The sequence below is a fragment of the Blastomonas aquatica genome (assembly GCF_014639875.1).
GTDB classification, from domain to species: domain Bacteria; phylum Pseudomonadota; class Alphaproteobacteria; order Sphingomonadales; family Sphingomonadaceae; genus Blastomonas; species Blastomonas aquatica.
Map to the genome: position 1 here is coordinate 129482 of NZ_BMGD01000004.1, position 23090 is coordinate 152571.

The window sequence follows — 23090 nt, forward strand, 5'->3', positions numbered from 1 at the left end:
CATGAAATTCTAGCGATTGGCGATATCTGCCAGGCGGGCCTCATGATCGGCGCGACCCAGCGGAAAGCGGGAAAACATGTAAGCGCAGGCTATGCCGATCAGCGCTGTAACGGTGGCGAAGGTGACCGCCAGCCGGTCCAGCACTTCATCGGAAACCGAACCCGGCTGCGCAGCGTCCGGGAATCCGGCGAAGGCCAGGATCAAAGACGATACCAAAATGCCCAGACCTCCCACACATTTCTGCATGAAGAAGAAACCGGCAAAATAGATACCTTCTGTCCGCCGTCCGGTGCGCGCCTCGCTGGCATCGGTCACATCGGCGATCATCGAGCTGGTCAGCACCATCGCGCAGATCCCGAAGGTTGTCGACAGGCTGATCGCCGCCAAAATCAGCACGATCGAAAGCGTCGATCCGTTTACCGGGAAAACGCCGGCAAGCCGCAGCCAATAGGGAAGCGTTGCAAGAACCACCGCGATCAGCGCCGAGATCGAAGCGGTTCGCGGCTTCTCAAGCCGCCTGGACATCGGACCAACGATAAAGAATGCGAGCATCACCCCCAGAAACAACGCGAACGGATAGATACTGAACGTGTCCTGGGAGAAGCCCCAGACATACAGCATGAGATAATTGGTCAGCGCAAAAAGCAGGCCCTGGTTGGCAAAGGCAAAGATGCCCGCTCCCAGCAGGATCAGGAAAGGCTTGAAGCGGAGCGCTTCGCGAAAATCGGCAAGACCATGGCCCGCGTGCATGGCGCTGTGTCTGTTCGACGTTGCCATCACCTTGTGTGTACCAAGCGCGGACACCAGCACCGAAACCAGCATCACTATCGCGCCGACGATGGCGTAACGGTGATAGCCGTTGGGGTTGAGCACCCCGTTTTCAAAGCCTGGCTCGGGCACCAGCAGAATGGCGTAGGCTGCATAGAGCATCACCAGCCCGCCTGCCCATCCAAACAGGAAGCGATAGCGCAACACCTCGGTGCGCTCGTCATAATCGCGGGTCAACTCGGGGAGCATCGCCAGCGACGGCACTTCGTAGGAAGAAAATGAAAACCGCACCGCCATGGCTACGGCAATCAGATAGGCGAACATCCAGCCACCAGTCGTCTCGGGCGGGTTCCACAGCAGCAGCCAGCTCAGCGCTATCGGAAGTGCCGACCCGTACAGCCAGGGGTGCCTGCGACCCCAGCCACTGCGCGTCCGGTCGGACAGGTGGCCGACGATTGGGTCGTAGAAGGCATCGGCGACCAGAGCGATCAGGATCGCAAGGCCGACCTGCTCGGCGGGCATTCCCACCACCTGATTGTAAAACAGCAGCAGAAAGACCGCGAACCCATTGTCCTTGATGCCGTAAGCGACCGCGCCAAAACCATAAGCCAGCTTGGTAGACGTCGCCACGCGGCGGCCGTGCAGAGTGGATTGTAGGCTTGCAGCATCATTCATGCGCGGCAAGCGTTCTGCCAACAGGCAGGCGCAATCCGGGCGCGTCCCTTCGCCCGTGATGCGATGGACCGGTTGGTCCGCTGCATTGATTCTCTCCTGCGTCTTTTTCTGGGGCGCACCATATGATGCCTGCCGTAAACGTCAACCGCCCTCACGATGACGTTACGGCATTCGGTCGCGGATTCAACAGGCTTGCAGCCCGGTTCGCTCCACCATAGACTAGGGCGCGAAGCGCATTTTGGGCTGCAGGAAAAACTTCCCGGCCGGGCATGCGTGCGATGGGACAATGCGGAGAGGATGACGATGAGCGATCTCGAACAGTTCAGGATGGAAGCGCGTGCGTGGCTGGAGGAAAACTGCCCCGCCGAGATGCGCGAGCCGGTTCGCGGCGAAGATGACGTCTGCTGGGGCGGACGCAACTGGACCTTCAAAAATGAAGCACAGAAGCTTTGGCTGGAGCGCTGCGTGGCCAAGGGCTACACCGTGCCCGATTGGCCGCAGGCCTATGGCGGAGCGGGTTTGACCGCAGCGCAGGCCAAGATCCTCCGCCAGGAAATGGCGCGGATCAACGCCCGCCCGCCGCTGTCGAGCTTCGGCATCTGGATGCTCGGCCCTGCATTGCTGCAGTTCGGCACCGAAGAGCAGAAGGTGCATTATCTCGGCCAGATTGCGCGCGGCGAAATCCGCTGGTGCCAGGGCTATTCGGAGCCCGGTTCAGGTTCTGACCTCGTCAGCCTCCAGACCTTTGGCGAGGACAAGGGCGATCACTGGAACGTCAACGGCAGCAAGATCTGGACCAGCTATGCCGACAAGTGCGACTGGATTTTCTGCCTGGTCCGCACTGACAAGACGAACAAGTATCAGGGCATCTCGTTTCTGCTGTTCGATATGACAACCCCCGGCGTTTCGACCAAGCCGATCAAGCTGATCAGCGGCAATTCGCCGTTCTGCGAAACCTTCTTCGACAATGTCGTGGTACCCAAGGACCAGATCGTTGGGCAGCTCAACCGCGGTTGGGATGTCGCCAAGTATCTGCTGGGCCATGAGCGCGAGATGATCTCGGGCGGCGGCCTGGGTGATGGCGCGCCGTCATTGGGCGCGCAGATGGTGGCGTCGATCGGCACCAACGGTCTGGGTCAGCTCGACGATGGCCTGCTGCGCGCGGAACTGGCGCAGTTCGATGTCGATGCGCTGGCGTTCAAGGCGATGGCCGAGCGCTTCACCGACGAGATGAAGTCGGGCAAGGGCCATCCAGCCCAGCCGAATATGATGAAGTATGCCGGAACCGAGCTCAACAAGCGTCGCCACGAACTGGTGATGGCGGGCAACGGGTCTGATGCGCTCGAATGGGAGAGCGAAGCCTCCAAGGGCGGCGCCAAGGCCCGCAACTGGCTGCGTACCAAGGCGAACAGCATCGAGGGTGGCACCAGCGAGGTGATGCTCAACGTCATCGCCAAGCGTATCCTGGATCTGCCGGGGGCGTGAGCGCGATATAACCCTCTCCCCTTGAGGGGAGAGGGTTGGGAGAGGGGGCGGCCCTCTCGTTTTTCCAATCCATTCAAGGGTCGGGCGAGGCTTCATTCCCCTCTCCCCGGCCCTCTCCCCTGGAGGGGAGAGGGAGACTTCAAATGCCAATGTACCTCAACGAAGACCAGACGATGCTGCGCGACAGCGCGCGCGAATTCCTCAAATCCGAAGCGCCTGTCAGCCATATGCGCAAGCTGCGCGATGAAAACTGCAAGGACGGCTTCCGCCACGCGCTGTGGAAGCAGTTCGGCGAGATGGGCTTCACCGGCATCCTGATCGGTGAAGATGATGGCGGCCTTGGCCTGGGCCATGTCGAAGCCGGCGTCGTGCTCGAAGAGATCGGTCGCAACCTGTCGCCATCGCCGTTTCTGACCACCGCCATCGCCGGTGTCGCCGCGCTCAACCATGGCGGCCAGCACCTCAAGGACAAGTTTTTCCCTGGCATTCTGGCAGGTGAAACCGTGCTGGCGCTGGCGATCGACGAAGGCGCCAAGCACCGGCCTGCACACATCGCGACCAAGGCCGAGCGTTCGGGCAACGGCTTCAAGCTCACCGGGCAAAAGCAGTTTGTCATCCAGGGTGCCAGCGCCGATGCGCTGATCGTCGCCGCACGCACTGCGGGCGCACCGGGCGAAACCGATGGCATCACGCTGTTTGCGGTCGAAAAGGATGCGGCGAACATGTCGATGGACAGCGCGCGGCTGGTCGACAGTTCGATGGCGGCGCATGTCACGCTCGATGGTGTCGAGGTCGATGGCGATGCGGTGATAGGCGAGGTGGATAATGGCTGGCAGGTGCTCTCAGGCCTGCTGCGCGCGGGCCGGGCAGGTTCGGCTGCCGAACTGGTTGGCGTCGGCGCAGGCGCGATGGACATGACGGTCGATTATCTAAAGCAGCGCAAGCAGTTCGGTCGTCTGATCGGCGAATTCCAGGCGCTGCAGCATCGCTCTGCGCATGTTTACAGCGAGATGGGAATCGCGCGCGCCGCGGTGCTCAAGGCGCAGCAGTTGCTCGACGAGGGCAAGGACAGCGCAGAGGTCTATGTCTCGGTCGCCAAGGCAAAGGCGGGTCGCACCACCAATCTTGCGGTGCGGGAAGGCGTGCAGATGCACGGCGGCATCGGCATGACCGACGAATACGACATCGGGTTCTACATGAAGCGCGACCGTGCGTTGAACGAGTTCATGGGTGACGCGAACTTCCACGCAGGCCGGGTGGCGGAGATTTTCGGCTATTGATGAACAAAAGCCCCTCCCGTTGAGCTCCGCTCGTCTGCGGCTCAGGGGAGGGGTTGGGGTGGGGAATGGAGTGGCGGCGGAAGTGTATTCCCCACCCCCGGCCCCTCCCCTGAAGGAGAGGGGAGAAACGTAACAATGGCACTCGATCCCGATATTTTCGACGCATTGCTGGATGGCGTCCGCCGGTTCGTCAGCGAACGGCTGCGGCCACTCGAGGCACAGGTTTCCGAGACCGACGAAATCCCCGACGACCTCGTACAGGACATGCGCGAGCTCGGCCTGTTCGGGCTGTCGATCGGCGAGGAGTTCGGCGGGCTTGGCCTCAACATGGAGGAAGAGGTCCGCATCGCGTTCGAACTCGGGCGGACTTCGCCTGCGATGCGATCCACCTTCGGCACCAATGTCGGCATCGGCAGCCAGGGGCTGGTGATGGACGGCAATGATGCGCAGAAGGCGAAGTATCTGCCGGCAATCGCCAGTGGCGAGATCATCACCTCGTTCGCGCTGACCGAGCCCGATGTTGGGTCGGACAGCGGCGCGGTGAAGTCTCGGGCCGAGCTCGATGGCGACGCCTACGTGCTCAACGGCTCGAAGCGCTATATCACCAATGCCGACAAGGCTGACTTGTTCACCGTGATGGCCCGCACCGGTGGTCCAGGCCCCAAGGGGGTGAGCGCGTTTCTGGTGCCGCGCGATCTGCCCGGGCTTTCGGTCGGCAAGCCCGAGCGCAAGATGGGCCAGCAGGGCGCGCATGTCTGCGATGTCACCTTCGACAATGTCCGTGTTCCGGCAGAGAACCGGCTGGGCGCGGAAGGCGACGGCTTCAAGGTCGCGATGCGCGTGCTCGACCGGGGCCGGTTGCATATCTCTGCGGTCTGCGTTGGCGCAGCCGAACGGTTGATTGCCGACTCTGTCGCTTATGCCAAGGAGCGCCAACAATTCGGCAAGCCGATCGCCGAGTTCCAGATGATCCAGGCAATGATTGCCGACAGCGTCGCCGAAGCCAAGGCGGCCAAGGCGCTGGTGCTGCAGACCGCGCGCGCCAAGGACCGGGGCGAACGGATCACCGAGGATTGCGCCTGCGCCAAGCTGATCGCATCCGAAATGGTCGGCCGCGTCGCTGACCGCGCGGTGCAGATCTTCGGCGGCGCGGGCTATATCGCCGATTACGGAATCGAACGCTTCTACCGCGATGTCCGCCTGTTCCGCATTTATGAGGGAACGAGCGAAATCCAGCGCACCATCATCGCAAGGGAAGCCTTGCGCAACGAAGGATGAATATCATGAACATCGAACAGCTGTTTTCGGTCAAGGGCAAGGTCGCGCTGGTGACCGGCGGGTCGCGCGGCATCGGCAAGATGATCGCGCAGGGCCTGATCGCGGGCGGCGCCAAGGTCTATATCTCGGCCCGCAAGGCCGATGCCTGCGACGCAACTGCGGCGGAATTGGGCCCCAACTGCATTTCGCTTCCCGCCGACATTTCCAGCGTCGAAGGCGCGCGTCAGCTGGCGGCACGATTGGCAGAGCACGAGCAGCGGCTCGACATTCTGGTCAACAACGCAGGCGCGGCCTGGGGAGCGGAGTTCGAGGATTTCCCCGAGATCGGCTGGGACAAGGTGATGGACTTGAACGTCAAATCGCCCTTCTTCCTGACCCAGGCGCTGCATGGTCTGCTCAAGGCGGGTGCCAGCGCGGACACGCCCGCCAAGGTGATCAACATCTCGTCGGTCGATGGCATGCGGATCAACCCTTGGGAAACCTACAGCTATCAGGCGAGCAAGGCGGCGCTGATCCAGCTGACCAAGCGCATGGCCGTGCGCCTGCTGCGCGATCACATCTATGTCACCGGCATTGGCCCGGGCGCATTTCCGTCTGACATGAACAAGGCTGCGCGCGATAATGGCGACATGGTTGCCAATGGCATCCCCAACAAGCGGGTCGGCGACTGGATGGACATTTCCGGCGCGGTGATCTTTCTCGCCAGCCGGGCAGGCGATTACGTCATCGGCACGACGATCCCGGTCGATGGCGGCATCGTCAACGCGCAGGTTCCGCTGGGCGGCTATGATCCCGAAGGCCATTGAGGCGCTCTGACAGGACGTAAAATCGCAGCGCCGTATCTGGCGCTGCGATTGGTCTTGCTGCATCCTGTTTCGAACCATCGGCAGGAGAGAGCAGCATGGCATTCAGGAACCTACACCTCGCTCTGGCGCTGGCAGCGACCTCGGCAACACTGGCTTTTGTAGCGATGCCCACTCCCGCTTTTGCGCAAACAGCCAAGGCGCCCAAGACCGCCGGGGGATCGATGAAGGGCCTGCTCGGCACTGCCTCGGACAGCGCACTTGACCGGCTGTCACGTCCCGGGGCGTTCTATGCCGATCAGGCGGTGCGCATCCTGCTTCCAGGACCGTTGCAAAAGGCGACCAGGCTGATGTCTCTGACCGACAAGGCAGGTCTAACCACCAACCTGACTCGATCGATCAACGATGCGGCTGGGCTTGCCGCGCAGGAGGCCAAGCCGGTGTTCCGTTCGGCGATCGATTCGATGACGCTGACCGATGGCGTAGGGATCGTCACTGGCGGCGACACCGGGGGAACCCAATATCTGCGCCGGACATCGGGCGAAGTGCTGCGGCAGAAGATGCGCCCTTTGGTCAGCGATGCCTTGGGCAGGACCGGAGCCTTGAAGCAGCTTGACACGCTGGGCAGCGGCGGTGGCAACGGCGGCATGCTGGGCGCGCTGGCGGGGGTCAATATCAGCCGGGATGGCCTCATCGACAGCGTCACCGATCAGGCGATGCCGGGGATCTTCACTTATATCGGCCGCGAAGAAGCCACCTTCCGCCAGAACCCGCTTAAGGCTGGGCAAAGGCTCCTCGATAGCATCCGGCAGCGTTAGGGGCGGCGACACGTCAGGGGCGGTCGCCCGGGTTCATCAGATCGCGGACATAATCGATCAGGCCGGTCTGGCGCGCACGGCGCATCCGCTCGGACTGCAAAATCTGGCAAACCTTGGCAAAGCAGCTATCGACATCATCGTTGATCACGACGAAATCATAGCCGTCCCAGTGGCTGATTTCGTCCTGCGCACGCGCCATGCGGCTCGCGATCACATCGTCGCTGTCGGTATTGCGACCCCGCAGTCGACGGTGAAGCTCTTCCAGCGAGGGTGGCAATATGAAAACGCGAACGACATCGCCTTCTGCGCGCTGATACAATTGCTGGGTACCCTGCCAGTCAATGTCGAACAGGAAATCCTGGCCCTCGCGCAGGCCCTGCTTCACCGCTGCTTTTGGCGTGCCGTAATAATGGCCAAAAACCTTGGCCCATTCGAGCAGCGCGTGGTCTTCGACCAGCTGGTGAAAAGTCACCTCGTCTATGAAGTGGTAATGCGTCCCATCGATCTCACCGGGACGCGGTGGACGGGTGGTCACCGACACCGACATGCACAACTTGTTGTCCGCCTCCAGCATCATCCGGGCGATGGTGGATTTCCCGGCGCCCGAAGGCGAGGACAGGATGAACAACAGCCCGCGACGGGCTAAAGCGTTTTTGGAAGCGGATATGACCATGCTGGCTCATGGCCAAAGCACAAGCTTTGCGTCAACCGGTTTGTACGTCAGTTGTGGAGCGCGCACCGCTGCTCAGGGCTTGGGCGGAGTTTCACTCGCCTTGCGCTGATCATAAATTGCCTTGGCAATCAAGGCGCCGCCCACAAGCAGGGCGCCGGGGACGGAGCGAGTCGCAATACGCGCGGCAATGGCTCCCACCAGGGTTCCACCGAACAGGCCGGCTGCAAGGTTACCCCTGGCACGCGAACTGATCATGCTGCGCACCATCTCATCGTTGGCTGCGGTGGAAATGAGCCGACCAGCGCCACTGATTGCACCCCGCGACCAATGGGTCGGCGTGGTTGACGTCTGCGAAGATGCGGGCGCAGGTCCGCTCTTGGGCGGGTTTGCCTCGGGTGCTGACGCAGTGTTGGCTGGAGCGGGGGCGGGCGGGGTGGTGTTGGTGCTGGTCATGAAGGCTTCCATAGCATGAAATGGATTTTGACCTCAAACGCGCCGTCAGGCCCAAGCGTTCCGCACCAATCTATCGCCCGGTCATGTTCTCGGCGCGGACATGGGCGTCAAAGGTTGCCTCGTCGACTAGGCCGAGCGAGAGCCCTGCCTCCTTGAGAGTCAATCCGTGTTCATGGGCGTGCTTGGCGATCTTTGCCGCATTGTCATAGCCGATCACGGGCGCCAACGCAGTGACCAGCATCAGCGATCGCTCGACCAGCTCGGCAATGCGGCCTTCATTGGCCTGAAGCCCATTGACGCAACGTTCGGCAAAACCGTCCATGCCCGTAGCCAGTAGGTCAATCGAGCGCAGCACATTGGCGCCGATCAGCGGCTTGAACACGTTCAATTCCAGATGCCCCTGCATCCCACCGATGGTCACCGCCTGATGGTTGCCAATCACCTGCGCTGCGACCATTGTCAGCATCTCGCACTGAGTGGGGTTGACCTTGCCCGGCATGATCGAGCTTCCCGGCTCATTGGCGGGAAGGTCGATCTCGCCCAGCCCCGATCGCGGGCCAGATCCCAGCAGGCGGATGTCGTTGGCGATTTTGGTCAGCGCCACCGCGAGCGTGTTGAGCGTACCCGACAGGTGAACCAGCGGGTCATTCGAGGCGAGCGCCTCGAAGCTGTTTTCGGCGGGATGGAAGGGGTGTCCGGTGATTTCGGCGATCGCCTCACACATGTTGGCGGCAAAGCCTTTGGGCGCGTTGAGCCCGGTGCCCACGGCCGTTCCGCCGATCGCGAGCCGATAGGTCCCTGCTACGATCCCCGGCTCGATCCGTTTGCCACAGCGGTAGAGCTGGTTGGCGTAGCCTGAAAACTCCTGCCCCAGCGTCAGCGGTGTGGCATCCTGCAAATGGGTACGGCCGATCTTGACGATATCTCCCCAATCGGATGCCTTTGATTCGAGCGCAGCAGTCAACCTCGCAAGTGCAGGCAGAAGTCTGGCGAGGCATTCGAGGCTCGCCGCGATGTGCAAGGCCGTCGGAAATGTATCGTTCGAAGATTGGCCCAAATTGACATGATCATTGGGATGCACCGGCGTTTTGCCGCCGCGTTTGCCGGTGAGCAGTTCGTTCGCCCGTCCCGCGATGACCTCGTTGACGTTCATGTTGGTCTGGGTTCCACTTCCGGTCTGCCAGATGGTCAGCGGGAACTGGTCATCGAGCGCACCAGAGATCACCTCGGCGGCAGCCGCATCGATCGCGTCGGCGATCTCTGCCGCAAGTCCATGGCAGCGATTGACCCGGGCGGCAGCCTGTTTGACGATGGCGAGGCCATGCACGATCGCAATCGGCATCCGCTCGTGCGGTGCAAACGGGAAGTTCTCTATACTGCGCTGGGTCTGCGCGCCCCAATAGCACGCAGCCTCGACTGGGATTGCTCCCAGCGAATCGCTTTCCATCCGGGTTGCTTGTTCAGTCATGTGCGTCGTTCCATCTGGTTTGTCAGGATACGCCGCCCCCAAGCGTTATTTGCGTTTGCCGAAGTCCACGCTGACGACATTGGAGCCATCGCCATCGCCGCCGGGATGATCGTTCTCGGCTGCTTCGTGCGGCTCGGGCGGCGGCGTGTCGCCGGTCACCTGGAACTGCAGGCCGAAATCGACCGCCGGATCGACGAACGCGGTAATCGCACTGTATGGAATAAACAGATGTGCTGGCACGCGGTTGAAGCTGAGCCCGACCGCGAAACCGACCTTCTCGACCTTCAGGTCCCAGAACTTCTGCTGTAGCACGATGGTCATTTCATCGGGGAAGCGCTCGACCAGATGCCGAGGGATATCGACGCCAGGCGACTTGGTCTTGAAGGTGATGTAGAAATGGTGGTTGCCGGGCAGGCCATTGGTCTCGACCTCGCCCAGCACCCGGCCCACGACAGCGCGCAGGGCTTCCTGCACGATTTCGTCATAGGGAATCAGGCTGTCGGCTGCATCGTCACTCATGCCCTTTTAGTTGGACTGGCTGCCGCGCAGGGTCAAGGCGCTATTGCCTTTGGGGGCCACACGCAGCGACGAACGGCAAAATTGTTGCGCGTCCCGGCTGGGTGATTATAGGGCGCAGCATGCGCACCGCCCGGATAGAACGCAAGACCCATGAAACCGACATCTTCGTCGAGGTGAACCTCGACGGGACGGGACAATTCGACGTGTCCACCGGTATCGGCTTTCTCGATCATATGGTGGAGCAATTCTCTCGTCATTCGCTGATCGACCTGACCTGCCGGATCAACGGTGACCTGCATGTCGATCAGCACCACACCACCGAAGACTGCGCGCTCGCTATCGGCCAAGCGATCGTCCAGGCGCTGGGCGACAAGGGTGGTATCGTCCGGTACGGGCATGCCTATTCGCCGATGGATGAGACGCTGAGCCGAGTCGCGGTCGATATCTCGGGACGGCCCTTCCTGGTGTGGAAGGCAGCATTTTCGCAGCCTCGACTAGGCGAGATGGATACCGAGCTGTTCGAACACTGGTTCCATTCGATCGCGCAGACCGCGGGGCTGACGCTCCACATCGAACTGCTCTATGGCGCGAACAATCACCATATCTGCGAAAGCATCTACAAGGGTTTTGCCCGCGCGATGCGCTCGGCGGTCGAGATCGACCCGCGCAAGCAGGGCGCCATTCCCTCGACCAAGGGTGTGCTGGGTGGCTGAGCGGGTCGCGCTGATCGATTATGGCGCCGGCAATCTTCACAGCGTCCACAATGCCCTGAAAGCTGTCGGCGCGCCGGATATCGCGGTGACCGATGACCCTGCCGTGGTGCGGGCCGCCGACCGGATCATTCTGCCCGGTGTCGGAGCTTTTGCCGCGTGCATGGACGGGCTGTCCGCAATCCCCGAAATGATCGATGCTCTTGAGCAGCGCGTGCTCCGCGAGACAGTGCCCTTTCTGGGCATTTGTGTCGGAATGCAGTTGCTCGCGACCCGCGGTGTCGAACATGGCGTGCACCAGGGGCTTGGCTGGATTCCCGGCGAGGTGAGGTTGATTGAAGCGGCACCCGAGATCAAGGTGCCGCATATGGGCTGGAACGACGTCATTCCTGCCACGGGCGCACCGTTGATCGCGCATGGCGAGGCGTATTTTCTGCACAGCTATCACTTCGCCGCAGCGGACGACGCCGACGTTGCCGCAAGCACTGATCATGGCGGCCCTGTCACCGCCGCGGTGGCACGCGGCAACATCATCGGCGTGCAATTTCACCCGGAAAAGAGCCAGACTTATGGGCTGGGGCTGCTCCGGCGTTTTCTGGACTGGATACCGGCATGAGCATCATCGTTTTTCCGGCAATCGACCTCAAGGGTGGACAGGTTGTCCGGCTCGCCGAGGGAGATATGGACCGCGCCACCGTCTATGGCGACGATCCCGCAGCGCAGGCGACATTGTTCGCCGAAGCCGGTGCGCAGCATCTGCATGTTGTCGACCTTGATGGCGCATTCGCTGGCGAGGCGGTCAATCGCAGCGCGGTCGAATCGATCATCGAAAGCTTCCCCGGCTATCTGCAATTGGGCGGCGGCATCCGCACCCGCGCAGCGGTCGAAGGCTGGTTCGGCCTGGGTGTCGCGCGTGTGGTCATCGGCACTGCGGCGCTGACCGACCCTGAGTTTGTCCGCGACATCGCGAAAGCCTATGACGGCGGCATCGTCGTGGCCGTCGATGCGCGCGACGGCATGGTTGCCACCCATGGCTGGGCCGATGTCTCGGATGTGCCAGTTGCCGACATGGCCCGCCGGTTCGAGGATGCGGGTGTTGCCAGCCTGTTGTTCACCGATGTGGGCCGCGACGGCATGCTCAAGGGTTGCAACATCGAGGCGACCGTGGAGCTCGCCCGCACCACCGACATTCCGGTTATCGCCAGTGGGGGGGTCAAGGGTCTTGATGACATTCACGTACTTAGCCTGCATGCCGATGACGGCATCGAAGGCGTGATCACCGGCCGCGCGCTCTATGACGGGCGCCTCGACCTTGCCACCGCGATCGCCATGGCTTCGCGCGGATGAGTGTCCGCGTCCGCGTCATCTCCTGTCTCGACGTTGCCAATGGCCGGGTGGTCAAGGGCGTCAATTTTGTCGATCTCAAGGACGCGGGCGATCCGGTTGAACAGGCGCGCGCCTACGATGCCGCCGGTGCCGACGAACTGTGCTTTCTCGATATCTCCGCCAGCCACGAAGCGCGCGGCACGATCATCGACGTCGTGCGCCGCACCGCCGAAGTCTGCTTCATGCCGGTGACGGTCGGCGGCGGGGTGCGCAGCCCTGAGGATGCGCGCGCATTGCTGCTCGCAGGCGCGGACAAGGTCGCGATCAACAGCGCTGCGGTCGCGCGGCCCGAACTGGTCGGCGACATCGCCGAGCGCTTCGGAAGCCAATGCGTGGTTGCTTCGATCGACGCACGGCGACGTGCTGAGGGCGAGGGTTGGGAAATCTTCACCCATGGCGGGCGCAAGGCGACCGGGATCGATGCCATCGAGCACGCGCTCAACCTCACCAGGCTGGGCGCTGGCGAACTGCTGGTCACGTCGATGGACCGCGACGGCACGCGTGATGGCTATGATCTTGAACTGATCCGGACGATCGCCGACATGGTTGATATCCCGGTCGTCGCCAGCGGTGGGGTGGGGAATATCGGTCATCTGGTCGATGGCGTGACCCAGGGCCATGCCAGCGCGGTGCTGGCGGCATCGATCTTCCACTTCGGCGAGGCTAGCATTGCCGATGCACACGACGCGCTGCGAGCGGCCGGATTGCCCGCCCGCGCGACCTGAGCCACGTAAAATCGGCGCGCCGAACTGTCGGCCCGGTTGACAAACCACGCCGATGCGCGTCGGGCCTTAACCATTATACGCAAGCCCATCCGCCGCTTTCGCCATTTTGGCCAGCAGCTTGCTTAACCATTCGATATGAAGTGTCTTGCAATGAAAACCGGCAGATTCAAAGACCTTGCGGTGCGCATTGTTTCAGCCGCTTTGGGACTTGCTATGTTGTCCGGGCAGGCGGCCCTCGCAAACCCGCTGGCGCAGGTATCGCTTGACGGGCTGACGCGCGCCGATGGGATTCGCGGCTGGATCGAGATCGCCGAACCCGGCAATCTTGGGCTGCTGTTCATGGGCATTGCCGGTCTGCTGATCGGGCGCTGGGCCGCCAGAGGAAAACGCAAGGGCCCGCCCGAAGACTAAGCTGCGCTGGCAGCACTTGACCTCGCCGATGGCTGCGCGCAGAGCGCTTGACCATGGCAGACCCCATCATCCAGCGGCTTGAGGCCATCATCGCTGAGCGGCGCAATGCCTCTCCAGATAGCAGCTACGTTGCAAAGCTCACCGCGCGCGGTCGGAGCCGCATCGCCCAGAAGATCGGCGAAGAGGGCGTGGAAACCGTGATCGCCGCGATGCGTGACGATGGCCCAGGCGTGATCAGCGAAAGCGCCGATCTGGTTTTCCATCTGCTGGTTCTGTTTGCCGATATGGGCCTGTCATGGGATCAGGTAACAGCCGAGCTCGATGCTCGCGAAGGAACGTCCGGAATTGCCGAAAAGGCGTCCCGCCCCAAGGAGTGAACGATCATGCCGATTGACCCTACTCTGCCCTATGATGACCAGAACATCTTTGCAAAGATCCTGCGCGGCGAAATCCCCTGCAAGAAGGTGCATGAGGACGACCACGTGCTGGCGTTCCACGATATCAACCCGCAGGCACCCACGCATGTGCTGGTGATCCCGAAGGCCCCGTTTGTCAGCTGGGACGATTTCTCCGCGCGCGGCACCGACGAGCAGATTGCGGCGTTCGTACGCGGGGTCGGAGAGGTGGCACGGATGCTCGGACTGGTTGCGCCAGGATATCGGCTGCTCGCCAATGTCGGGCTTGATGCGCACCAGGAAGTTCCGCACCTGCATGTACATCTTTTTGCCGGGCGAAAGCTTGGCCCCATGCTGATGAACGGCTAAGTTTTCCTGCTGCTGTCCGATACAACAAAGCGGATGGCGCAGACCCGGGGAGGGGGCGTGATCAGGGCTCTGGTAATCCTTGCGTCATGGCTGCTGGTTGCGGATCCGGCCGTGGCCCAAGCCGCGGTACCATGCGTTCAAATGGTCGGCGATTTCTGGGGCGAAAACCCGGCCCCTCCCGGCGTCAAGACGGTCGATGGCGAGAGCATCAAGACCCCTGAGGCGCTTGCTCGCGCTGTTGGCGATGGCGCTGTCATTCAGGGTGGCAGCTTTTCGGAATGGCATTTCCGCGGGATCACGCTCGAAAACGCATGTTTTGTCGAGGCTGATCTCAAAGGGAGTGTGTGGACGGGGGCAAGGGCGCGCGGGGTCGGCTTCATCAAGTCCGATCTGACTGAAGCATCACTGGCCGGCATCCAGGCGCCCGGCGTGCTGTTCCGCGACGCGGTGCTCACCAATGTAAAGGCAAGCGGGGCCGATTTCACCGGAGGGTTGTTCGAAGGCGGCTGGTTCGATGGCAGCGTTGATGGTTGGGTTCTCGATGGCGCCAATTTGACCGATTTCGTCTTTTCGTGCGGGATCACCTTGGCTGACGGGTGCCCGGTCTACACAGGCGGCAAAGCCATCTCGGCTCGGGGAGCAAACCTGACCCGCGCAAAGCTCAGCCGTTTCAGGTCCTATGGCTTCATGGATGTCGGTCTGGATTCAGCAATTCTGGACCAGGCAGAAATCTCGCCCGAACAATTGCGCACGTTGTCCGGCCTTGCGATGACCCATCCGGTCGTTCTGGTCGGCGGTGACGCCAAGGTCGAACTTACCGCGCGGGACGCCACATCACTGATTGCCGACTCCACCGCACATTCCGCGCGCACTCACGGCCCTTCTTTCGATTGCGCCAAGGCATCGAGTAGGGTCGAGACGCTGCTGTGTGCAAAGACTGCAGGCGATCTGGCCCGAAGCGACAGATTACTGGGCGCGTTATATGCACAAGCTCGCATCGGCCGCCCCGCCACTTTGCGCGAACAACGCCAATGGATCATCCAACGCGATGCCTGCATGCGCTCGCAATTCCCCACGGATTGCCTGCGGACTGTTTACCACGACCGGATAGGCGCGTTGCTGGGGCAGCTTGGCGAACGCGACTGGTTGGAAAAGGGGCAGGCTGCGCTGTTCATCGAAGACAGCCTGCCGCTCAGTGATGCAGTGCGCGCGAGCGCGCTGTTCACCCGGATCGCGCCAATGCTGGCGAGTGGCTCGATGGCCCGCATCGTTGTGAGCCGCGAAGCAGATGGCAGCTATTCGGTCGGGGGAGATGTGGTCGGCGCCAATGCGCATACCTGCTCGCTGAGTGCCAAGGGGCTGCGGCTCGATCCGCAGACCGGTTGGTATTCTGTCCCCATTCTGCAGCAACGTCGCAATGCTCGTGTATTCAGGGTCATCGGTAACGAGATCGAGGTGTTCGAGAACGGACGTCCCTCTAGCGACCTTCCCGAGGCAGAAATGGACCACATGAGTTGCGGAATGCGCGCAGCCTTTGGTGCGCTGCGGCGGATCGACCTGCCCGAGGCGCTGCTCAAGCGGTATGCCGATCAGGATACTTTCGAGCCATAACCCCAGCTTTCCTGCGGCAACTTTGTTACAAGCCGGTTGCCACCGCGTGAAAAGCCGCTAATCCTGAGGTCATAGAGGTGTAACCTTGGGACGCAACCGGCAGGTCCGAACCTGCCATGGGTGGGAAATCGAAAACATCATGAAATTTGCCCGTGTCAAACCGCTGGACGCCATCTTGGCGACCGCGAAGAAAAAATCTCTACACCCTACACTGGGTGCCGTGCAGCTTACGCTGTTCGGAATTGGCTGTGTCATCGGGACCGGCATCTTCGTTCTGACATCGGCTGGTGCGCAGAAGGCCGGACCTGGCCTGATGCTGGCATTCGCGATTGCAGGTCTGATCTGCATCGTGGCCGCACTTTGCTATGCCGAGATCGCTGCGATGATTCCGGTGGCTGGGTCTGCCTACACTTACACTTACTCTGTTATGGGCGAAATGCTCGCATGGACCGTCGGATGGGCGCTGGTGCTTGAATATGCGGTTGCCGCAAGCGCAGTGTCGGTCGGGTGGTCCGGCTATTTCACCGGCACGATACTGAACGAATTTTTCGGGATCGTGCTGCCAACCTATCTCACTGCAGGACCGGTCGCGCTGGGAGGCGCTCCGGGTGGGCTCATCAATCTGCCTGCGGTGGTGATCGCACTGCTGGTGACTTGGCTGCTGATGATCGGCACCAATGAATCGGCCAAGGTCAATGCGGTTCTGGTGATGATCAAGGTGACTGCACTGACCGCGTTCATCATCCTGACGCTGCCAGCAGCAGAGATGGATAACTTCAATCCCTTCCTGCCCGCCGGCGTGTTCGGTGGCTTCGGATCGGGCGTCGGTGCGGTGGGTGCTGCTGCCACGATCTTCTTTGCCTATGTCGGCTTCGACGCGGTCTCGACTGCGGCTGAAGAAACCAAGAACCCACAGCGCAACGTACCGATCGGTCTGATCGGCAGCCTGGGCATCTGCACGGTATTCTACATTCTGGTGGCAGCAGGTGCCGTCGGATCGATTGGCGGCCAGCCGATCATGGGGCCCAATGGCGTGCCTTTCCCTGCGGGATCGGAAATGCTCGCCCGCCAATGCGCCATGCCCGAATATGCTGACATGCTGGTGTGTTCCAACGAGGCGCTGGCACACGTCCTGCGCATGATCGGCTTTAGCGGCGTGGGCAACATGCTTGGCATTGCAGCCTTTATCGCGCTGCCTTCGGTGATCCTCATCCTGCTGTTCGGTCAGACACGCATCTTCTTCGTGATGGCGCGCGATGGCCTGCTGCCTGAGGGCCTTTCAAAGATCCATCCCAAGTGGAAGACGCCTTATGTGGTGACTGCCATCACCGGTGCGATCGTGGCCTTTGCCGCCGCGTTCCTGCCCGTCGGTCAGCTGGCCGATATCGCCAATGCCGGAACGCTGTACGCGTTCATGATGGTGGCGATTGCGGTGATGATGCTGCGCAAGACCGATCCCGATCGCAAGCGCGTGTTCCGCACGCCAGCCCTGTGGCTGGTTGGACCGGCGACGATTGCAGGCTGTATCTTCCTGTTCCTCAACCTGCCGTTCGAAGCGATGATCGTGCTGCCCGCCTGGGCTGGCATCGGCCTGGTGATTTATTTCCTCTATGGCTACAAATCGAGCCATCTGGGCAAGGGAATCATCGAAGTTCCCGATGACGACATCCTCAACCCGCACGGGTGACACACAAAAACCCCGGCCTCATCAGCCGGGGTTTTTTGTGTGTGTTCACGTCCGTGCGCTCACATCGGTGCGTTGGGACAGGTGCCGGGGCGCCTGAACAGTTTTCCGCGCTCGGCCCAGTAGATGACCGCAAGGGCTGCAATCCCGCAGAACAAAAACCCGAACGCCATCGGCAGCGTGCTTCCGTCAAAAGCCTGGCCGACAAACGCGCCGATCGCAGTGCCCAGAACGGTGCGGAACGCCATCTGGAACGACGAGGCCGCGCCTGCCATCTTGCCGAACGGCTCCATCGCGATCGATCCGAAGTTGGCTCCGATAAAGCCGATCATCGCCATATTGAGCGCGACGATCACCAGGAACAGCGCCATTGGCTCGCCGGGAAGCATCGCTGCGCCTATCTGCATCATCGACAGTACCAGAAACGCGAGCAGCGCCAGTTGCGACACCCGCCGCGCACCAAAGCGTTCGACGATGCGGCTGTTGAACCAGTTGGACACCGCCATCGCGCCTGCCACAGCGGCGAACGCGTAAGGGAAGATATCCTGCGCGTCGAAGACCTCCGAGAAGATCTGCTGCGAGCTGTTGAGAAAGCCGAACATCGCCCCCATCAGCAGTCCGCCGGCCGCGACATGGCCAAAGCCGGTGCGGTTGAACACCACCTTGAACCAGGTGCTGCCAATCGTGTCGAGCCGGATTGGGATGACATTTTCAGGCCGCAATGTTTCGGGCAGCCGCAAATAGACCCACACGCCCACTGCGGTGCCCATCACTGTGAGCAGGATGAAGATGAAACGCCACTCGGCGAAATAGAGGATGAGCTGGCCGATCGTCGGCGCGATGACCGGCACCGCCATGAAGACGATAAAGATGATCGACATGAACCGCGCCATCCGGTCTCCGGAAAAGATGTCGCGGATAACAGAAACGACCAGAACTCCCATTGCGGCAGCGCTGAACCCCTGGGCAAAGCGCAGGGTGAGAAGCGTATCGAAATCGGGAGCAAAGGCGCAGGCGAGGCCGAACGCGACATAGAGCGCCACCGACCCCAGCAGCACCGGCTTGCGCCCGTATCGATCACCGATCGGGCCATAAAACAGCGAGCCCAGCCCCATTCCCATCAGATAGCTACTGATAAGATATTGCCGACTGTTGGGGTTCACGACCCCGAACGCTTCACCGATTTCCGGAAAGGCGGGCAGGATCGAGTCGATCGCCAGCGCATTGAGCGCCATGAGCGCGGCCATCATGGCCACGAGTTCGCGCGGACCGAGCGGAAACCCGGTCGTCGGCGCCATGGCTGCTTTTGGCGCCGGTTCTGCTAGCTGGTTATTGTGCATTGCATCATAATGGGCGCTGGCGCGCCGATTGCCAACTGTTTGCAGCGCCTCTATTTGTTGCGGCACATGGCTGACCCACCCGATCCGCAGGCACGCAAGATCATCCACATCGATATGGATGCCTTCTATGCGAGCGTGGAGCAGCGCGACAATCCCGCATTACGCGGGCTACCGGTCGCAGTCGGCGGGTCGTCGCGGCGCGGGGTGGTGGCAGCGGCGAGCTACGAGGCGCGAACCTTCGGGGTGCGTTCAGCGATGCCATCGGTGACCGCGCTGCGCCGTTGCCCTGACCTTGTGTTCGTCAAACCCCGCTTCGATGTCTATCAACAGGTGTCGCGCCAGATCCGCGAGATATTCGCGCAGCACACCGACCTGATCGAACCGCTGTCGCTCGACGAGGCGTATTTGGATGTAAGCAGCAACCGGCAGGCAATCGCCTCGGCGACGCAGATCGCGCAGTTGATCCGCGCCGATATCCGCCGCGTCACCGGGCTGACGGCGAGTGCAGGCGTGTCGTACAACAAGTTCATCGCCAAGTTGGCGAGCGACCAGAACAAGCCCGATGGCCTTTGCGTGATCCGTCCGGAGCAGGGGGCGGCGTTCGTGGCTGCGCTTCCGGTCAAGCGCTTCCATGGCGTTGGACCGCGCACAGCAGACAAGATGGCATCCTTCGGCATCGTCACAGGCGCTGATCTTGCAGAGAAGTCCGAGCAATGGCTGCTGACCCATTTCGGCAGCTGGGGCAGCTATCTGCACGGTGCGGCGCGCGGGATCGACAACCGGCCTGTCCGTGCCGACCGGATCCGCAAGTCGATCGGGGGTGAACGCACCTATGGCGAGGATATCTGGGCGGAATCGGCACTCCGCGACGCGCTCGAGAGCATCGCCGATATCGTATGGGAGCGGGTCGAACGCAATGAAGCGCAGGGTCGGACGGTGACGCTCAAGGCGCGTTATGCCGATTTCCAGACGATCACCCGCGCTCGGTCGCTTGGCCAGCCGGTCAAAGGCCGCTCTGCGTTCGGGCAGATCGGCCAAAGCCTGATCGACCAGATCCTGCCGCTGCAAAATGGCATCCGGTTGCTCGGTCTGACACTGTCGGGTTTGTCGCATTCCGAGGATGAAGACGAGGCGGACATCCGGCAGCCGGAGCTGCCGTTCGGCTGATCACCAGCTATCCGCCGGAGGGAGATGATCCCGGACCTCTATCAAACGGCGCAGCGTGGCAGGGGCGATATTGCCGGGTAGGGCATCCAGCGGGACAAACGCTGCCTCAAGGATCTCGCGGCCATCGGCTTTTGGGTATCCAGACGCACTGCCGGTGACGACGGTGATATGGTTGCGCGCGCCTTCGGCAGACGAGAAGAACTCGCCATGGATGCAGGGCGCGCCAAGCACGCACCCGGCCTCTTCGCGCAATTCGCGGACCGCAGCGGCCATCACCGTCTCGCCGCGGTGAATGCCGCCGCCGGGCAGCATGAACAGGTCTCGAGACTGGTAGCTGTGCCGCACCAGCAGAACATGACGGTCATCGCGCATGGCGATGATCTTGACGCCATGGGTTCGCGGCTTGACGATTCGCCAGTAGACCAGCCTGACCTTCTGGGCGATCCGGTAGGCCAGGTGCATCGCGCTCATGCGCGATCCCCGGCCATGTCGCATCGCCCGTGAGGGTCAGACATCCAGATTGGCGACGTTGAGCGCGTTCTCCTGAATGAACTCGCGGCGTGGCTCGACGATATCGCCCATCAACTGGGTGAACACCTCGTCGGTGATATCGGCATCGTCGACCTTCACCTGCAGCAGCGAGCGGTGGTTGGGATCGAGCGTGGTCTCCCACAGCTGCTCGGCGTTCATCTCGCCAAGACCCTTATAGCGGGCGATGGCCAGCCCCTTGCGCCCGGCTGCGAGGATCGTCTCGAGCAGAACCGATGGCCGGTTGATCGTCACGCCGGTGGGCGCGGCAACCGCTTCCTCCAGCTCGTCACCATTGCTCTCGGAATCGCTCTCCGTCGGCGCGGCGGCTCCGCCTTTGACCAGCCTGCTGGGGTTCAGATACATCGGAGCAAATTCGCCCGCCACCCGGTGCAGCTTGCGCGCTTCGGCGCTGTTGAGGAAGGGCAGGTCGACGACGTGATGGTCGGTGACCCCGCGCCACCAACGCTCAAGATGATAGCCGCCCTCGACCGACAGCGCGCCGCTCCAGCGCGCTTCCGGATCGGCGCCACCCATCCAGGCGGTCGCGGTGTTGACCGCGGCCAGCCGGTCGCTGTCGGGCATATCGGGCGAGAGAGCACCGGCCAGCGCCAGCCCCTCGATGATCAGCGGATCGTAGCGACGCGGGATATAGGTCATCAGGCTCTTCATGCGCCGAGCATGCTCGACCAGCTCGCGCAGATCATCGCCGCCACGTGCACCCTCGATCGTCTCGAGGATCCGGCCCTGCAGCCCCGCATCGACCAGATACTGGTCGAGCGCGTCGTTGTCCTTGAGATAGACCTCGCTCTTGCCCTTGGCGACCTTGTACAGCGGTGGCTGGGCGATGTAGAGATAGCCGCCACGGATGATCTCGGGCATCTGGCGGTGGAAGAACGTCAGCAGAAGCGTGCGGATATGCGCGCCATCGACGTCAGCGTCGGTCATGATCACGATCTTGTGATAGCGCAGCTTCTCGATGTTGAAATCATCGCGGATGCCGGTGCCCATCGCCTGGATCAGCGTGCCGACTTCCTTGGACGAGATGATCCGGTCGAAGCGCGCGCGCTCGACGTTGAGGATCTTGCCCTTGAGCGGCAGGATCGCCTGATAGTGTCGGTCACGGCCCTGCTTGGCCGATCCGCCTGCCGAGTCACCCTCGACCAGGAACAGTTCGGATTTGGCAGGATCGCGCTCCTGGCAGTCGGCAAGCTTGCCGGGGAGCGAGGCGATGTCCATTGCGCCCTTGCGCCGGGTCAGCTCGCGCGCCTTCTTGGCGGCTTCGCGCGCTGCGGCGGCGTCTATGATCTTGGCGACGATCGACTTGGCGTGCGCAGGATTTTCCTCGAGCCACTCGGCCATCTTATCGGCCATCAGGCTTTCCAATGGCTGCCGGACTTCGGAACTGACGAGCTTGTCCTTGGTCTGCGAGCTGAACTTGGGATCTGGCAATTTGACCGAGACGATCGCGGTGAGCCCTTCGCGCATGTCATCGCCGGTGAGCGAGACCTTTTCCTTCTTCAGCAGCCCCGATTTCTCGGCATAATTGTTGAGCGTACGGGTCAAAGCGGCGCGGAACGCGGCAAGGTGCGTGCCGCCATCGCGCTGCGGGATGTTGTTGGTGAAGCAGAGGACATTTTCATAATAGCTGTCGTTCCACTCGAGCGAGACGTCGATGGTGACCTCGTCGCGCGATCCCGAGATCGAGATAGGCTCGGGCATCAGCGACTGCTTGTTGCGATCGAGGAACTTGACGAACGCCGCGATGCCGCCCTCGTAATACAGGTCGTGCTCCTTGGGCTCGGCATGGCGTTCGTCACGCAAGATGACGCGGACGCCCGAGTTGAGGAAGGCGAGTTCGCGATAGCGGTGCTCGAGCTTCTCGAAGTCGTACTCGGTGACGTTCTTGAAGGTGTCCTGTGAGAACAGGAACCGGACCTGCGTGCCCTTCTTGCCCTCGGGGGCGGGGCCGAGCACCTTCAAGGGCGCTTCGGAATCGCCGTGGCGGAAGCGCATCCAGTGCTCCTGGCCGTCACGCCAGATGCGCAGCTCGAGCCACTCGGACAACGCGTTGACGACGCTGACGCCCACGCCGTGCAGACCGCCGGAAACCTTGTAGGCGTTGTCGTCGCTGGTGTTCTCGAATTTGCCGCCCGCGTGCAGCTGGGTCATGATCACTTCGGCGGCGGAGATGCCTTCTTCGGTGTGGATGCCGGTCGGGATGCCGCGGCCGTTGTCTTCCACCGTGACAGAATTGTCGGGATTGAGCGTGATCAGCACGCGGTCGCAATGGCCGGCGAGTGCTTCGTCGATCGCGTTGTCGGAAACCTCGAACACCATGTGGTGCAGGCCCGATCCGTCATCGGTATCGCCAATGTACATCCCCGGCCGCTTGCGCACCGCATCGAGGCCCTTGAGGACCTTGATCGAATCTGCGCCATAGCTGTTGGTGTTGGCTGGGTTTTGGTTGTTTTCGGTGGAAGTGCTGGGAGTGTCTGTCATCGTTGTGTCATAGCCGCGCGAGCCCCGAAACCCAAGCGGAAC

Annotated in this window: 23 protein-coding genes; 15 read left to right on the forward strand and 8 right to left on the reverse strand. The window is 61.9% G+C overall.

Translation table 11 applies throughout. From position 1 onward, the window contains the following. Window positions 1-9 precede the first annotated feature (9 nt). Window positions 10-1398: an MFS transporter gene (locus tag IEW00_RS12445; protein ID WP_188514737.1), complete on the reverse strand. Its 1389-nt coding sequence runs from the start codon at window positions 1396-1398 to the stop codon at window positions 10-12. A gap of 348 nt (window positions 1399-1746) precedes the next feature. Here IEW00_RS12445 and IEW00_RS12450 point away from each other — a divergent pair, with 348 nt between their 5' ends. The 5 genes from IEW00_RS12450 to IEW00_RS12470 all read left to right on the forward strand — a co-directional run bounded on the left by IEW00_RS12450 (window position 1747) and on the right by IEW00_RS12470 (window position 7107). Further along, window positions 1747-2928, forward strand: a complete 1182-nt coding sequence (locus tag IEW00_RS12450) for an acyl-CoA dehydrogenase family protein (RefSeq protein ID WP_188514738.1) — start codon at window positions 1747-1749, stop codon at window positions 2926-2928. A 143-nt stretch (window positions 2929-3071) separates the two neighbouring features. Then, on the forward strand, window positions 3072-4208 hold the full coding sequence (locus IEW00_RS12455; RefSeq protein ID WP_188514739.1) for an acyl-CoA dehydrogenase family protein: 1137 nt from the start codon (window positions 3072-3074) through the stop codon (window positions 4206-4208). 135 nt (window positions 4209-4343) lie between these two features. Next, on the forward strand, window positions 4344-5486 hold the full coding sequence (locus IEW00_RS12460; protein WP_188514740.1) for an acyl-CoA dehydrogenase family protein: 1143 nt from the start codon (window positions 4344-4346) through the stop codon (window positions 5484-5486). A gap of 5 nt (window positions 5487-5491) precedes the next feature. Continuing rightward, window positions 5492-6292: an SDR family oxidoreductase gene (locus tag IEW00_RS12465; protein ID WP_188514741.1), complete on the forward strand. Its 801-nt coding sequence runs from the start codon at window positions 5492-5494 to the stop codon at window positions 6290-6292. A gap of 95 nt (window positions 6293-6387) precedes the next feature. Beyond that, window positions 6388-7107 (forward strand): DUF4197 domain-containing protein, encoded by a 720-nt coding sequence (locus IEW00_RS12470; RefSeq protein WP_229737015.1) that lies wholly within the window; start codon window positions 6388-6390, stop codon window positions 7105-7107. 13 nt (window positions 7108-7120) lie between these two features. On the opposite strand, the gene gmk is transcribed toward IEW00_RS12470, so the two are convergent. The 4 genes from gmk to IEW00_RS12490 form a co-directional block, all read right to left on the reverse strand. Beyond that, complete coding sequence (gene gmk / locus IEW00_RS12475; RefSeq protein ID WP_188514742.1) at window positions 7121-7780, reverse strand: guanylate kinase; 660 nt, start codon at window positions 7778-7780, stop codon at window positions 7121-7123. Window positions 7781-7852: 72 nt separating this feature from the next. After that, window positions 7853-8233: a hypothetical protein gene (locus IEW00_RS12480; protein ID WP_188514743.1), complete on the reverse strand. Its 381-nt coding sequence runs from the start codon at window positions 8231-8233 to the stop codon at window positions 7853-7855. 70 nt (window positions 8234-8303) lie between these two features. Next, window positions 8304-9701, reverse strand: a complete 1398-nt coding sequence (gene fumC, locus IEW00_RS12485; RefSeq protein WP_188514744.1) for a class II fumarate hydratase — start codon at window positions 9699-9701, stop codon at window positions 8304-8306. A gap of 45 nt (window positions 9702-9746) precedes the next feature. After that, window positions 9747-10220, reverse strand: coding sequence for an SspB family protein (locus IEW00_RS12490; protein WP_188514745.1), 474 nt, complete (start codon window positions 10218-10220; stop codon window positions 9747-9749). A gap of 119 nt (window positions 10221-10339) precedes the next feature. Between IEW00_RS12490 and hisB the strand changes: the two genes are divergently transcribed. From hisB to IEW00_RS12530, 9 genes are all read left to right on the forward strand, one after another. After that, window positions 10340-10933, forward strand: a complete 594-nt coding sequence (hisB, locus tag IEW00_RS17520; protein WP_229737016.1) for an imidazoleglycerol-phosphate dehydratase HisB — start codon at window positions 10340-10342, stop codon at window positions 10931-10933. After that, window positions 10926-11546, forward strand: a complete 621-nt coding sequence (hisH, locus tag IEW00_RS12495) for an imidazole glycerol phosphate synthase subunit HisH (RefSeq protein ID WP_229737017.1) — start codon at window positions 10926-10928, stop codon at window positions 11544-11546. The genes hisB and hisH overlap by 8 nt, the downstream gene beginning before the upstream one ends. Continuing rightward, window positions 11543-12277, forward strand: a complete 735-nt coding sequence (gene hisA / locus IEW00_RS12500) for a 1-(5-phosphoribosyl)-5-[(5-phosphoribosylamino)methylideneamino]imidazole-4-carboxamide isomerase (RefSeq protein WP_188514747.1) — start codon at window positions 11543-11545, stop codon at window positions 12275-12277. The genes hisH and hisA overlap by 4 nt, the downstream gene beginning before the upstream one ends. Further along, window positions 12274-13041, forward strand: a complete 768-nt coding sequence (hisF, locus tag IEW00_RS12505) for an imidazole glycerol phosphate synthase subunit HisF (RefSeq protein WP_188514748.1) — start codon at window positions 12274-12276, stop codon at window positions 13039-13041. Before hisA ends, hisF begins: the two co-directional genes overlap by 4 nt. Before the next feature lie 180 nt (window positions 13042-13221). Continuing rightward, window positions 13222-13452 (forward strand): hypothetical protein, encoded by a 231-nt coding sequence (locus IEW00_RS12510; protein ID WP_188514749.1) that lies wholly within the window; start codon window positions 13222-13224, stop codon window positions 13450-13452. A gap of 53 nt (window positions 13453-13505) precedes the next feature. Then, on the forward strand, window positions 13506-13829 hold the full coding sequence (locus tag IEW00_RS12515) for a phosphoribosyl-ATP diphosphatase (protein ID WP_188514750.1): 324 nt from the start codon (window positions 13506-13508) through the stop codon (window positions 13827-13829). 6 nt (window positions 13830-13835) lie between these two features. After that, complete coding sequence (locus IEW00_RS12520; RefSeq protein WP_188514751.1) at window positions 13836-14216, forward strand: histidine triad nucleotide-binding protein; 381 nt, start codon at window positions 13836-13838, stop codon at window positions 14214-14216. A gap of 141 nt (window positions 14217-14357) precedes the next feature. Then, complete coding sequence (locus IEW00_RS12525; protein WP_188514752.1) at window positions 14358-15827, forward strand: pentapeptide repeat-containing protein; 1470 nt, start codon at window positions 14358-14360, stop codon at window positions 15825-15827. A gap of 139 nt (window positions 15828-15966) precedes the next feature. Continuing rightward, the gene (locus IEW00_RS12530; RefSeq protein ID WP_188514753.1) at window positions 15967-17514 is read left to right on the forward strand and encodes an amino acid permease; all 1548 of its coding nucleotides are present in this window, start codon (window positions 15967-15969) and stop codon (window positions 17512-17514) included. Between the two features lie 59 nt (window positions 17515-17573). On the opposite strand, the gene IEW00_RS12535 is transcribed toward IEW00_RS12530, so the two are convergent. Next, window positions 17574-18809, reverse strand: coding sequence for a multidrug effflux MFS transporter (locus IEW00_RS12535; RefSeq protein ID WP_229737018.1), 1236 nt, complete (start codon window positions 18807-18809; stop codon window positions 17574-17576). A 108-nt stretch (window positions 18810-18917) separates the two neighbouring features. Here IEW00_RS12535 and dinB point away from each other — a divergent pair, with 108 nt between their 5' ends. Then, window positions 18918-20018 carry a DNA polymerase IV gene (gene dinB, locus IEW00_RS12540; protein ID WP_188514755.1) on the forward strand — a complete coding sequence of 367 codons (1101 nt, stop codon included), beginning with the start codon at window positions 18918-18920 and terminating at the stop codon, window positions 20016-20018. Here dinB and IEW00_RS12545 read toward each other — a convergent pair whose 3' ends face one another. Both IEW00_RS12545 and gyrB read right to left on the reverse strand, forming a co-directional pair. Further along, on the reverse strand, window positions 20019-20489 hold the full coding sequence (locus IEW00_RS12545; RefSeq protein WP_188514756.1) for an NUDIX domain-containing protein: 471 nt from the start codon (window positions 20487-20489) through the stop codon (window positions 20019-20021). Between the two features lie 36 nt (window positions 20490-20525). After that, the gene (gene gyrB / locus IEW00_RS12550) at window positions 20526-23048 is read right to left on the reverse strand and encodes a DNA topoisomerase (ATP-hydrolyzing) subunit B (RefSeq protein ID WP_188514757.1); all 2523 of its coding nucleotides are present in this window, start codon (window positions 23046-23048) and stop codon (window positions 20526-20528) included. Window positions 23049-23090: the final 42 nt, after the last annotated feature.